We start from the raw sequence: 12,386 nt of genomic DNA on the forward strand, positions 1-12,386 counted from the left end.
AGCCAGGACAGAACATGGTTGAAATCGAACTCGACGGCAAGAAGATTGAGGTGCTCGAAGGCAGCATGGTGATGCATGCGGCCGAGAAGGCCGGCACCTACATTCCGCACTTCTGCTATCACAAGAAGCTCTCCATCGCCGCCAACTGCCGCATGTGCCTGGTGGACGTGGAGAAGGCACCAAAGCCCATGCCCGCCTGCGCCACGCCGGTGACGCAAGGCATGATCGTGCGCACCAAGAGCGAGAAGGCGCTGAAGGCCCAGCAGGGCGTGATGGAATTCCTGCTGATCAACCATCCGCTGGATTGCCCGATCTGCGACCAGGGCGGCGAGTGCCAGCTGCAGGATCTGGCCGTGGGCTACGGCTCGGGCAAGTCGCGCTACTCGGAAGAGAAGCGCGTGGTGTTCCACAAGAACATCGGCCCGCTGGTCTCGATGGAAGAGATGAGCCGTTGCATCCATTGCACGCGCTGCGTCCGCTTCGGCCAGGAAATTGCCGGCCAGATGGAACTTGGCATGGCCCACCGCGGCGAGCACAGCGAGATCCAGACCTTCGTCGGCCGCACGGTCGATTCTGAGCTGTCGGGCAACATGATCGACATCTGCCCGGTCGGTGCGCTCACCAGCAAGCCTTTCCGCTACAGCGCCCGCACCTGGGAGCTGTCGCGCCGCAAGAGCGTTTCGCCGCATGATTCCACTGGTGCCAACCTGATCGTCCAGGTCAAGGGCCAGCAGGTGATGCGCGTCGTGCCGCTGGAGAACGAAGACGTCAACGAATGCTGGATCGCCGACCGCGACCGCTTCTCGTACGAAGCGCTGAACAGCGATGCGCGCCTGACCGCCCCGATGATCAAGCAGGGCGGCGCCTGGAAGAGCGTTGACTGGACCACGGCGCTGGAGTACGTGGCCAACGGCTTGAAGAGCATCAAGAATGATCATGGCGCCGCTTCCATCGGCGCGCTGGGCTCGGCCCACAGCACGGTGGAAGAGCTGCACCTGCTGTCGCAGCTGACTCGCGCCCTGGGCAGCCAGAACGTCGACTACCGCCTGCGCCATACTGATTTCAGCAATGCGGCTGAGGCCGGCAAGGCAGGGCCTCAGGCATTTTGGCTGGGCCTGCCCATCGCCGAGCTGAGCACGCTGGACCGCGCACTGGTGATCGGCTCCTTCCTGCGCAAGGACCATCCGCTGTTTGCGCAGCGCCTGCGCCAGGCGGCCCGCCGTGGTGCCAAGGTGATGAGCATCTCCGGCTCGGTTGAAGATTGGCTGATGAATGTGGCCGAGCGGGTTGTCGCCGCACCGAGTGCCTGGCTGGCTGAGCTGGCTGGCGTGGCCGCTGCTGTGGCCGAGTTGGCTGGCGTCGCAGCCCCGGTGGCCGCGCAATCGTCGGAAGCCGCCAAGCGCATCGCTGCTGCCCTGTGGAGCGGCCAGCGCAAGGCGCTGCTGCTCGGCAATGCCGCCGCGCAACATCCGCAAGCGGCGCAATTGCTGTCGCTGGCCAACTGGATTGCCGACAAGACTGGCGCCCGCGTCGGCTACCTGACCGCTGCAGCCAATACCGTTGGGGCACAGCTGGTGGGCGCAACGCCCGTGGCGGGTGGCCTGAACGCTGGCCAGATGCTCAGCGGCACTTCGGCCCTCAAGGCGCTGCTGCTCCTGAATACCGACCCAGTGCTCGATTCGGCCAATGCCGCAGCTGCTGCCAAGGCGCTGCAGGTGGCCGAGATGGTCGTCGTAATGAGCCCGTTCAAGACAGGCCTCGACTACGCAGATGTGCTGCTGCCTATCGCGCCGTTCACCGAAACCTCGGGCTCCTTCGTCAATGCCGAAGGTCGCCTGCAGAGCTTCGTCGGCGTCGTCAAGCCGCTGGCCGAAACCCGTCCGGGCTGGAAGGTGCTGCGCGTGCTGGCCAATGTGCTGGGCCTGAGCGGCTTCGAGCAGGAGAGCTCCGAGCAGGTTCGCAATGAAGCGCTGGGTGTCGATGCAGACCTGAGTGCTCGCCTGAGCAACGCCGGCGATGCCGCCGTGATGCTGACGACAGGTGAGGGCGGCGATGTTTCCAAGCTCGAACGCCTGGCCGACGTGCCGATCTACGCCACCGATTCGCTGGTCCGCAATGCCCCCTCGCTGCAACTGACCAACGACGCCCGCAATGCGCCGTTCGCCAGCTTGTCCAGCGCTCTGTGGCAGCAGCTGGGCCTGACGGCGGAAGCGAACAAGATCCTGGTCAGCCAGGAAGGTGCCGGCTCGGCCCAGTTGAGCGCCAAGCTCGACGCCGCGCTGCCCGCCAACGTGGTGCGCGTGCCGGCCGGTCTGGCCGAGACACAGGCGCTGGGTGCCCTGTTTGGCACACTGACCGTGGCCAAGGTGTGAGGCAGGAACAAGCATGATCGACACCCTCTTCCAAACCGGCGCCTCCCTGCTGGGCGCTCTGTGGCCGGTGGTCTGGAGCCTGCTCAAGATCGTTGCGGTCGTGGCGCCGCTGATGGTCTGCGTGGCTTATCTGACGCTGTGGGAGCGCAAGGCCATCGGCTGGTCGCAGATCCGCCCGGGCCCGAACCGCGTGGGTCCTTATGGCCTGCTGACCCCGATTGCCGATGCCGTGAAGCTGATCTTCAAGGAGATCATCCTACCGGCCAAGGCCAACCGCGGCCTGTTCTTCCTCGGCCCGATCATGACCATCATGCCGGCGCTGGCCGCCTGGGCGGTCGTGCCCTTCGGACCGGAAGCGGCGGTTGCCAACGTGAACGCGGGCCTGCTGTTCCTGATGGCCATCACCTCGCTCGAGGTGTACGGCGTGATCATTGCCGGCTGGGCCTCGAACTCCAAGTACGCCTTCCTCGGCGCGCTGCGTGCCTCGGCACAGATGGTCTCGTACGAAATCGCCATGGGCTTTGCCCTTGTGATCGTGCTGATGACCAGCGGCAGCATGAACATGACCGACATCGTCGTCTCGCAAGAGACCGGCCGATTTGCCTCAATGGGCGTCAACTTCCTGTCGTGGAACTGGCTGCCGCTGCTGCCTATCTTCGTCGTCTACTTCATCTCGGGCCTGGCTGAAACCAACCGCCATCCGTTCGACGTGGTGGAAGGCGAGTCGGAAATCGTGGCCGGCCACATGATCGAGTACTCGGGCATGTCGTTCGCGATGTTTTTCCTGGCCGAGTACGCCAACATGATTCTGGTGTCGTGCCTCGCGGTCGTGCTGTTCCTGGGCGGCTGGTCGGCACCGATCTCGTTCAGCCTGCTGGGCATGGATACGCCCGAGTTCATCAAGAACTCGATGGCTTTCTGGAACTGGTGCTGGTTGTTCGGCAAGACCTTCTTCGTGGTCACCTGCTTCCTGTGGGTCCGCGCCACCTTCCCGCGCTTCCGCTATGACCAGATCATGCGTCTGGGCTGGAAGATCTTCATTCCCGTGACGCTGGTCTGGTTGGTCGTGGTCGGCCTGTGGATTCAGTCTCCCTTCAATATCTGGAAGTGACGTAATGACTGCCCCCACGTTCACTTTGTTCTCTGCCCCCCGAGGGGGCTCCTGCCTCCTTGAGGCGGCTCTGCGGAGGCAGGCATGAGTTCAGTCGCCCATTTCTTCAAGAGCTTTTTGCTCACCGAGCTGTTCAAGGGCATGGCCCTGACCGGCCGCCATTTCCTGTCGCGCAACATCACGGTGCAGTTCCCGGAAGAGAAGACGCCGCTGTCGCCGCGTTTCCGTGGCCTGCATGCGTTGCGCCGCTATGAGAACGGTGAAGAGCGTTGCATCGCCTGCAAGCTCTGTGAGGCGGTGTGCCCGGCCATGGCCATCACCATCGAGTCCGATGTGCGTGACGACGGCTCGCGCCGCACCACGCGCTACGACATCGACCTGACCAAGTGCATCTTCTGCGGCTTCTGCGAAGAAAGCTGCCCGGTGGACTCCATCGTGGAAACCTCGATCTTTGAATACCACGGCGAAAAGCGTGGCGACCTCTACTTCACGAAGGAGATGTTGCTTGCCGTGGGTGATCGCTATGAACCGCAGATCGCAGCCCAAAAGGAGGCCGACGCCAAGTACCGCTGAGTCGGCTGACCTGGTTCAAGCCAGGACTGCTGCTTAGGACTTGCCGAGCTAGCTATGGATATCACCACCGCCCTGTTCTATGTCTTCTCAGCCGTGCTGCTGGGGGCTTCCGTCCGTGTGATCACGGCCAAGTCCACCGTGCATTCGGCGCTGTTCCTGATACTCGCCTTCTTCAGCGCCTCCTGCGTCTGGATGCTCCTGAAGGCCGAGTTCCTGGCCATCACGCTGGTGCTGGTCTACATCGGCGCCGTGATGGTGCTCTTCCTCTTCGTCGTGATGATGCTGGACATCACCAGCGACCGGGTGAGGGACGGCTTCTGGAAGCACCTGCCGATGGCCGCCTTGGTGGGTGTGCTGATCGCGCTGGAAATGGCCGCCATCCTGATGCCGGGCTTCCGACTGAAGGAAGCGCCAGAACTGAGCGCTGCCGCGGCCAAACTCGGCAATACCAAGCTGCTGGGCATCGAGGTCTACACGCATTACCTGTATCCGCTGCAGATCGCTGCCGTGCTGCTGCTGGTGGCCATCATTGCCGCCATTGCCTTGACGCTGCGCCGCCGCAAGGACTCGCGTTCGCAAGACCCTTCGGAGCAGGTCAAGGTCAAGAAGGCCGACCGTCTGCGCATCATCAAGATGGCGCCGACTGTCGAGGCGCCTGCGGCGCCCGCAGCCGACAACAACACGGGAGCTGCATGATGCTGGGCGCATTGACCCTGGGACATTTCCTGACGCTGGGCGCGATCCTGTTCGCGCTGTCGGTGATCGGCATCTTCCTGAACCGCAAGAACCTGATTGTGCTGCTGATGGCCATCGAGCTGATGCTGCTGGCGGTCAACCTGAACTTCGTCGCCTTCTCCCACTACCTGGGTGACATGGCGGGCCAGGTGTTTGTGTTCTTCATCCTGACCGTGGCGGCGGCCGAGTCGGCCATTGGCCTCGCGATCCTGGTCGTGCTGTTCCGCAACCGCGCCAGCATCAACGTCGAAGAACTCGACGCGCTGAAGGGCTAAAGGGAAGACGCATCAAGATGTCCGCAACACTTTCGCAAAACATGCTGCTCGCGGTGCCGATGGCGCCGCTGGTCGGTGCCATCGCCGCCGGTTTCTTCGGCAAGCAGATCGGCCGCCGCGGTGCCCACAGCATCACCATCCTCGGCGTGCTGATCGCCTTCATCATCTCGGCGATGACGCTGAAGTCGGTCGCCGTGGACGGCGCCCGTTTCAACGAAACCATCTATGAATGGATGGTGCTTGGCGGCCTCAAGATGGAGGTTGGATTCCTGGTCGACGGCCTGACGGCGATGATGATGTGCGTGGTGACCTTCGTGTCGCTGATGGTGCACATCTACACCATCGGCTACATGGAAGAAGACCCGGGCTACCAGCGCTTCTTCAGCTACATCTCGCTGTTCACCTTCTCGATGTTGATGCTCGTGATGAGCAACAACATGCTGCAGCTGTTCTTCGGCTGGGAAGCAGTGGGCCTGGTGTCGTACCTCTTGATCGGCTTCTGGTACACCAAGCCGACGGCGATCTTCGCCAACATGAAGGCCTTCCTGGTCAACCGCGTGGGCGACTTCGGCTTCATCCTCGGTATCGGCCTGCTGGTGGCCTATGGCGGTTCATTGAACTACGCCGAACTGTTCGGCAAGTCGGCCGAGCTGGCACAGGTCAAGTTCAATGCGCCGCTGTGGGGTTCGGACTGGATGATGCTGAGCGTGGCCTGCATCTGCCTGTTCATCGGTGCGATGGGCAAGTCGGCGCAGTTCCCGCTGCATGTCTGGCTGCCTGATTCCATGGAAGGCCCGACCCCGATCTCGGCGCTGATCCACGCGGCCACGATGGTGACTGCCGGCATCTTCATGGTGGCTCGCATGAGCCCGCTGTTCGAGCTGTCGGACACGGCGCTGAACTTCGTGCTGGTGATCGGCGCGATCACGGCGCTGTTCATGGGCTTCCTGGGCATCATCCAGAACGACATCAAGCGCGTCGTCGCGTACTCGACGCTCTCGCAGCTGGGCTACATGACCGTGGCGCTGGGTGCCTCGGCCTACTCGGTTGCCGTGTTCCACCTGATGACGCACGCCTTCTTCAAGGCTTTGCTGTTCCTCGGTGCCGGCTCGGTGATCATCGGCATGCACCATGACCAGGACATCCGCAACATGGGCGGCCTGCGCAAGTACATGCCCATCACCTGGATCACCTCGCTCTTGGGTTCGCTGGCCTTGATCGGCACGCCGCTGTTCTCTGGCTTCTACTCCAAGGACTCGATCATCGAGGCGGTGCATGCCAGCCACTTGCCGGGCGCGCAGTTCGCCTACCTGGCGGTGATCATCGGCGTCTTCGTCACGGCCTTCTATTCCTTCCGGATGTACTTCCTGGTCTTCCATGGCAAGGAAAACTTCCACCACAAGCCATTCCCGGGCGAACATGATCATCACGACGATCATGGCGACGAGCACCATGAGCCGCATGAGTCGCCCTGGGTGGTCACCGCGCCGCTGATCCTGCTGGCTATCCCCTCTGTCGTGATCGGCTTCCTGGCGATCCAGCCGATGCTGTTCGGCGACTTCTTCAAGGACGCGATCTTCGTGAACCACGAGGTCCACCACGCGATGAGCGAGCTGGCCCACGAGTTCCATGGCGCCGTGGCCATGGCCACGCACGGCCTGACCGCCTTGCCGTTCTGGCTGGCCCTGGCTGGCGTCGTTACCGCCTATGTGTTCTACATGGTCGCGCCGAGCATTCCGGCCACCATCGGCAAGGTCTTGCGTCCGGTCATCGTCGTGCTCGAGAACAAGTACTTCATGGACTGGATCAATGAGAACATCCTTGCCCGCGCGGCCCGCCTGCTTGGTACGGGCCTTTGGAAGGGCGGCGATGGCATGGTGATCGACGGTGTGCTGATCAATGGTTCGGCCAAGGCGGTGGGCGGCATTGCCGGCATCGTGCGCCGAGTCCAGACCGGCCACCTGTACTGGTACGCCCTGGTGATGATCCTGGGTGTGATCGGCCTGATGAGCTGGCAGCTGTGGCCCTATATGTGGCCTCAATTCAAGGCCCTGGCGGGTCTTTGATCAGAGGCGGAGAAGAAGAATGGGATTGTTGAGTCTTGCCATCTGGTTGCCCGTTGTCAGCGGCGTGCTGCTGCTGATGCTCGGTCGTGAACACCAGGCCAATGCCGCACGCTGGATGGCCTTGCTGGCCGCCATTGCGGGTCTTGCCGTCACGCTGCCGCTGATCAGCGGCTTCGACAACGGCACGGCTGCGATGCAGTTCAGCGAGAACCTGCCCTGGATCGAACGCTTCAATATCCACTACCACCTGGGTGTGGATGGCATCTCGATGTGGTTCGTGCCGCTGACGGCCTTCATCACCGTGATCGTCGTGGTCGCGGCCTGGGAGGTGATCACCGAGCGTGCGCATCAGTACCTTGGCGCCTTCCTGATCCTCTCGGGTCTGATGATCGGCGTGTTCTGCGCGCTCGACGGCATGCTGTTCTACGTGTTCTTCGAGGCCACGCTGATCCCGATGTACATCATCATCGGTGTCTGGGGCGGCCCGCGGCGCGTCTATGCGGCCTTCAAATTCTTCCTGTACACGCTGGCCGGTTCGCTGCTGATGCTGATCGCGCTGCTGTACCTCTACACCAAGTCGGGCGGCAGCTTCGACATCCTCACCTGGCACAAGCTGCCGCTGGCCATGGATGCGCAGACGCTGCTGTTCTTCGCCTTCTTTGCCGCCTTCTCGGTCAAGGTGCCGATGTGGCCGGTGCACACCTGGCTGCCAGACGCCCACGTCGAAGCGCCTACCGGTGGATCGGTGGTGCTGGCCGCCATCATGCTGAAGCTGGGTGCCTACGGCTTCCTGCGCTTCTCGATGCCCATTGCGCCCGATGCTGCGCATCACTGGTCGTGGTTCATCATCGCGCTGTCGCTGATCGCCGTGGTCTACATCGGCCTCGTGGCCCTGGTGCAGACCGACATGAAGAAGCTGGTGGCCTATTCGTCCATCGCGCACATGGGCTTCGTGACCTTGGGCTTCTTCATCTACAACGAGCTCGGCATTTCCGGCGGCATCGTGCAGATGATCTCGCACGGTTTCGTGTCCGGCGCCATGTTCTTGTGCATCGGCGTTCTGTACGACCGCGTGCATTCGCGTGAAATCGCCGACTACGGCGGTGTGGTCAACACCATGCCCAAGTTCGCGGCGTTGGCGCTGTTCTTCGCCATGGCCAACTGCGGCCTGCCGGCCACCGGCGGTTTCGTCGGCGAGTGGATGGTCATCCTGGGTACCGTGAAGTTCGACTTCTGGCTAGGTGCCATCGCGGCCACGGCCCTGGTGTTCGGCGCGGCCTACACGCTGTGGATGTACAAGCGCGTCTACTTCGGCGCGATTGGCAACGACCATGTGCGCGAACTCAAGGACGTGAACGCCCGCGAGTTCTCGATGCTGGCCGTGCTGGCCGCGGCAACGCTCTTCATGGGCGTCTATCCCAAACCCTTTACCGACGTGATGCACGCTTCAGTGACCGAGTTGCTCAAGCACGTGGCCGTCTCCAAGATCCACTGAGGCGCCCAAGGTGAACACTATGAACTGGCTCTCGGTCTATCCCGAAATCGTCCTGCTGGCCATGGCCTGCGTGGTGGCGATGGTCGACCTCTTCGTCACCGATGCGCGCCGCACACCCACCTATCTGCTGACTCAGCTCACGCTGGCGGCCGTGGGCGTGATGCACATCGGCTACTTCAACAGCGGCCTGACCGAATATGGCATGCAGGGCATGGTGGTCTCCGACCCCATGGGCCATCTGCTGGCCTTCTTCGCCTGTGTGGCGGTGATGGTGAGCCTGGTCTATGCGCGGCCCTATGCCGGCGCACGCGACATGCTCAAGGGCGAGCTGTTCACGCTCTCGCTGTTCTCGCTGCTGGGCGTGAGCGTCATGCTCTCGGCCAACAACTTCCTGGTCATCTATCTTGGCCTGGAACTGATGAGCCTGTCGCTGTATGCGCTCGTGGCCCTGCGCCGTGACCATGCAATTTCGACCGAAGCAGCGATGAAGTACTTCGTGCTGGGCGCCCTGGCCAGCGGCTTCCTGTTGTACGGCCTGTCGATGATGTACGGCGCCACGGGTTCGCTGTCGATCCCGCGCGTGTTCGAAGTGATCAGCGCCGGTGCGGTCAACAAGTCGGTGCTGATCTTCGGCCTGGTCTTCATCGTGGCCGGCCTCGGCTTCAAGCTCGGTGCGGCGCCGTTCCATATGTGGGTGCCCGACGTCTACCAAGGCGCTCCGACCGCAGTCACGCTGATGATCGGCGCCGCGCCGAAGCTGGCAGCCTTCGCCATCACCATGCGCTTGCTGGTGGACGGCATGGTGGGCCTGGCCGTGGACTGGCAGCAGATGCTGATCGTGATGGCGCTGGTCTCGCTGGTGGTGGGCAACCTCGCCGCCATCGCGCAGACCAACCTCAAGCGCATGCTTGCTTACTCGACCATCGCCCAGATGGGTTTCATGCTCCTGGGCATGGCCTCCGGCGTGGTGAACTTCAATACGCTGTCGGCTGCCAACGCCTACAGCTCGGCCATGTTCTACACGGTCACCTATGTGCTGACCACGCTGGGCAGCTTCGGCATGATCCTGCTGCTGTCGCGCCAGGGCCATGAGTCGGAAGAGATCGGCGACCTGGCCGGCCTTTATCGCCGCAGCCCCTGGTATGCGCTGATGATGCTGGTGTTCATGCTGTCTCTGGCCGGCATTCCGCTGACCGCTGGCTTCTACGCCAAGCTGGCTGTGCTGCAGGCCATGGTGAGCACCGGCGTGAATCTGTACCTCTGGCTGGCCATCGCTGCCGTGGTGTTGTCACTGATCGGCGCCTTCTACTATCTGCGTGTCATCAAGGTGATGTTCTTCGACGAGCCGACCGACAACAGCCCGCTGACCGCGCCCACCGACGTGCGCCTGGTCATGTCGCTGAATGGTGTGGCGGTGCTGGTCTTCGGTCTGCTGCCGGGCGGCCTGATGGACATGTGCAAGCGCGCCATCCTGCTCGCGCTGGCTTCCTGATCCACAAGGATGAATCAGTCTGCAGCCATCTGGCTGGTGTTGCTGGTCGCGCTGATCTCGGCCAATGCGCCGTATTTCAGCTCGCGGCTGCTGCTGGTGGGGCCTCGCCTCGCGCACAAGAACGTGGGCTGGCGCCTGCTGGAGTTGGCGCTTCTTGGCCTCTTGACCCTGGGCATCGGCTTCGCGCTCGAGGCCAGCCAGGGCCAACGCCAGCCGCAAGGCTGGGAGTTCTACGCGGCGGCCGCTTGCGTCTACCTGGTGTTCGGCTTTCCCGGCTTTGTCTGGTGCTATCTGCGCCGTCATCGCAATGAAGCCTGACGATGCAGCCAAGGGCGATGCAGCGATCAGCGAAACGCTGATCGAATCGACGCAAGCCTTCCGCGGCAACTTCCTCGACGTACGCCGCGATCGTGTTCGCCTGCCCGACGGCAAGGAAACCGGCCGTGAGTACATCGTCCATCCGGGCGCCGTGATGATCGTGCCCATCCTGGACAAGGGCCAGTTGCTGATGGAGCGCCAGTTCCGCCACCCGATGGGCCGCGTGATGCTGGAATTTCCAGCCGGCAAGCTGGACCCGAACGAATCGCCGCTGGCCTGCGCCAAGCGCGAACTGCTGGAAGAAACCGGCTACAGCGCCAAGGAATGGGCGCATGCCGGCGTGCTGCACAACGCGATTGCCTACTCAACCGAAGGCATAGAGATCTTTTTCGCACGCGGCCTGACCCAGGGCGAGCGCAAGCTCGACGAAGGCGAGTTCCTCGACGTCGTCACGCACACGACGACCGAGCTCGACGCGCTGGCCGCCAATGGCGAGCTCACCGACGCCAAGACCCTGATCGGCCTGCTGTGGCTGACCCGCTGGCAGGACGGCGAGTGGGAACTGGCCTGGAAGAAGTAGTCTGGCCTTGGTCCGGCCAGGCTGCCGGCGGAAAAATTACGATTCCGGAAACAGGCCATCTGCAGTTCGTCGCACGCAGGTGCAGCTGATCGGCCAGAACTACGCAACTTGTCACATGACTGATGGCTGTGTCATTCGGCATGGGTATGCTTGCGCCGCTTTGCAAGTGGGCGATGTTGCCCCACCAAAAAACACATTCGGAGAGAGCATGACGACGCGCCACATTCCCTTTGCCACGGCTGTATTGGTGGCGGCTTTGATGCTGGGCCTTTCCGGCTGCCAGAACGGCAATGCCGAGAAGAACGATGCAAGCAAGGAAACGCCCACCATGCAGCTGGCCGTTGAAGACCGGATTGTCATGGGCGAATCCGAGCACGGCACCGGCCCGCTGATCACCGGCGCCGTCCAGCCCGAGAAGCGCGCCGATCTGCGCGCCGAGCTCTCTGCCGTTGTACTGCATGTGCTGAAGGAGAACGGTGAGACGGTGCGCCGCGGCGATCTGCTGGTGCAACTCGATGCCACCTCCATCCGTGACAGCCTGAACTCCGCAGAGGAAGCTGCCCGTGCCGCTCGCGAGAACTTCGAGCAGGCCGAGCGCCAGTACCAGCGCCAGAAGACGCTGCAGGCTCAGGGCATGATTTCCCAGCAGGCGCTCGAGGATTCGGCCAACCGCCGCACCTCAACGCAGAGCGACAAGGTCGCCGCCGAGGCCCGCCTGGTTGCAGCCCGCCAGAACATGGCCCGCACCGAGGTGCGCGCGCCTTTTGACGGCGTGATCAGCGAGCGCCGCGTGTCGCCCGGCGACACCGCCCAGACCGGCAAGGAGCTGCTCAAGGTCATCGACCCGAGCTCCATGCGTTTTGAAGGCTTCGTCTCTGCCGACCGCCGGGCCGAGCTGAAGCTGGGCCAGGACGTGGACCTGCGCATCGTCGGCGCCAGCCAGGAGCGCATCGAAGGCCGCATCCGACGCATCGATGTGTCGGCCAATCCGGTCAGCCGCCAGATCGCGGTGCTGGTTGAGCTGAACGACAAGCGTGCCGCATCAGTCTCGGGCCTCTATGGTGAAGGCTTTGTTCGCACGGTCAAGTCCGCCGCCCTGATGCTGGACGACGCCGACATGCAGCGCGACGGCGACCAGGTCTATGCCTGGATCGTGCAGGGCGGCAAGCTGCATCGCCAGCCGCTGACCCTGGGCGCGCGTGACGAGCGCCGCGGCGAATACGTGGTCGCTGCGGGCCTGAAGGTGGGTGACATCGTGCTGCGCAACCCCAGCCGTACCCTGGTGGAGGGCTCGGCCGTAACGGTCAAGGCCGCCGCACCGGCCGCTGCCAAGCCCGCTTCGGCACCGGCCTCCGCCGCAGCCTGAGGA

General features: G+C 63.1%; 11 protein-coding genes. All 11 read left to right on the forward strand.

Going from position 1 to position 12,386, the window contains the following annotated elements; translation table 11 throughout:
- The first annotated feature begins 14 nt into the window (after window positions 1-14).
- The 11 genes from nuoG (at window position 15) to V3596_RS05695 (ending at window position 12,383) form a co-directional block, all read left to right on the forward strand.
- Window positions 15-2,372, forward strand: coding sequence for an NADH-quinone oxidoreductase subunit NuoG (gene nuoG / locus V3596_RS05645; RefSeq protein ID WP_334276684.1), 2,358 nt, complete (start codon window positions 15-17; stop codon window positions 2,370-2,372).
- 13 nt (window positions 2,373-2,385) lie between these two features.
- Complete coding sequence (gene nuoH, locus V3596_RS05650; protein ID WP_334276685.1) at window positions 2,386-3,483, forward strand: NADH-quinone oxidoreductase subunit NuoH; 1,098 nt, start codon at window positions 2,386-2,388, stop codon at window positions 3,481-3,483.
- Window positions 3,484-3,567: 84 nt separating this feature from the next.
- Entirely contained in the window at window positions 3,568-4,056 is a 489-nt protein-coding gene (gene nuoI, locus V3596_RS05655; RefSeq protein ID WP_334276686.1) for an NADH-quinone oxidoreductase subunit NuoI, read from the forward strand.
- Window positions 4,057-4,110: 54 nt separating this feature from the next.
- Window positions 4,111-4,752 (forward strand): NADH-quinone oxidoreductase subunit J, encoded by a 642-nt coding sequence (locus V3596_RS05660; protein WP_334276687.1) that lies wholly within the window; start codon window positions 4,111-4,113, stop codon window positions 4,750-4,752.
- Window positions 4,752-5,066, forward strand: coding sequence for an NADH-quinone oxidoreductase subunit NuoK (nuoK, locus tag V3596_RS05665; protein WP_395386056.1), 315 nt, complete (start codon window positions 4,752-4,754; stop codon window positions 5,064-5,066). The genes V3596_RS05660 and nuoK overlap by 1 nt, the downstream gene beginning before the upstream one ends.
- A gap of 17 nt (window positions 5,067-5,083) precedes the next feature.
- Window positions 5,084-7,132, forward strand: a complete 2,049-nt coding sequence (nuoL, locus tag V3596_RS05670) for an NADH-quinone oxidoreductase subunit L (RefSeq protein ID WP_334276690.1) — start codon at window positions 5,084-5,086, stop codon at window positions 7,130-7,132.
- A gap of 19 nt (window positions 7,133-7,151) precedes the next feature.
- Entirely contained in the window at window positions 7,152-8,627 is a 1,476-nt protein-coding gene (locus V3596_RS05675; protein WP_334276692.1) for an NADH-quinone oxidoreductase subunit M, read from the forward strand.
- A 19-nt stretch (window positions 8,628-8,646) separates the two neighbouring features.
- Window positions 8,647-10,119, forward strand: coding sequence for an NADH-quinone oxidoreductase subunit NuoN (gene nuoN, locus V3596_RS05680; RefSeq protein ID WP_334277349.1), 1,473 nt, complete (start codon window positions 8,647-8,649; stop codon window positions 10,117-10,119).
- A 9-nt stretch (window positions 10,120-10,128) separates the two neighbouring features.
- Window positions 10,129-10,437: a DUF2818 family protein gene (locus tag V3596_RS05685; protein WP_334276693.1), complete on the forward strand. Its 309-nt coding sequence runs from the start codon at window positions 10,129-10,131 to the stop codon at window positions 10,435-10,437.
- Window positions 10,427-11,017, forward strand: a complete 591-nt coding sequence (locus V3596_RS05690; protein ID WP_334276694.1) for an NUDIX hydrolase — start codon at window positions 10,427-10,429, stop codon at window positions 11,015-11,017. Before V3596_RS05685 ends, V3596_RS05690 begins: the two co-directional genes overlap by 11 nt.
- 208 nt (window positions 11,018-11,225) lie before the next feature.
- Entirely contained in the window at window positions 11,226-12,383 is a 1,158-nt protein-coding gene (locus V3596_RS05695) for an efflux RND transporter periplasmic adaptor subunit (protein ID WP_334276695.1), read from the forward strand.
- Window positions 12,384-12,386: the final 3 nt, after the last annotated feature.

Source organism: Roseateles microcysteis (assembly GCF_036880965.1).
GTDB lineage: Bacteria > Pseudomonadota > Gammaproteobacteria > Burkholderiales > Burkholderiaceae_C > JAUASW01.

Excerpts from the sequence above, each read along its gene's own strand:
- V3596_RS05675 (WP_334276692.1), top strand. The coding sequence starts at position 7,152 with ATGGGATTGTTGAGTCTTGCCATCTGGTTGCCCGTTGTCAGCGGCGTG.
- nuoN (WP_334277349.1), top strand. The coding sequence starts at position 8,647 with ATGAACTGGCTCTCGGTCTATCCCGAAATCGTCCTGCTGGCCATGGCC.
- nuoI (WP_334276686.1), top strand. The coding sequence starts at position 3,568 with ATGAGTTCAGTCGCCCATTTCTTCAAGAGCTTTTTGCTCACCGAGCTG.
- nuoG (WP_334276684.1), top strand. The coding sequence starts at position 15 with ATGGTTGAAATCGAACTCGACGGCAAGAAGATTGAGGTGCTCGAAGGC.
- V3596_RS05685 (WP_334276693.1), top strand. The coding sequence starts at position 10,129 with ATGAATCAGTCTGCAGCCATCTGGCTGGTGTTGCTGGTCGCGCTGATC.
- V3596_RS05660 (WP_334276687.1), top strand. The coding sequence starts at position 4,111 with ATGGATATCACCACCGCCCTGTTCTATGTCTTCTCAGCCGTGCTGCTG.
- nuoK (WP_395386056.1), top strand. The coding sequence starts at position 4,752 with ATGCTGGGCGCATTGACCCTGGGACATTTCCTGACGCTGGGCGCGATC.
- V3596_RS05695 (WP_334276695.1), top strand. The coding sequence starts at position 11,226 with ATGACGACGCGCCACATTCCCTTTGCCACGGCTGTATTGGTGGCGGCT.
- nuoH (WP_334276685.1), top strand. The coding sequence starts at position 2,386 with ATGATCGACACCCTCTTCCAAACCGGCGCCTCCCTGCTGGGCGCTCTG.
- nuoL (WP_334276690.1), top strand. The coding sequence starts at position 5,084 with ATGTCCGCAACACTTTCGCAAAACATGCTGCTCGCGGTGCCGATGGCG.
- V3596_RS05690 (WP_334276694.1), top strand. The coding sequence starts at position 10,427 with ATGAAGCCTGACGATGCAGCCAAGGGCGATGCAGCGATCAGCGAAACG.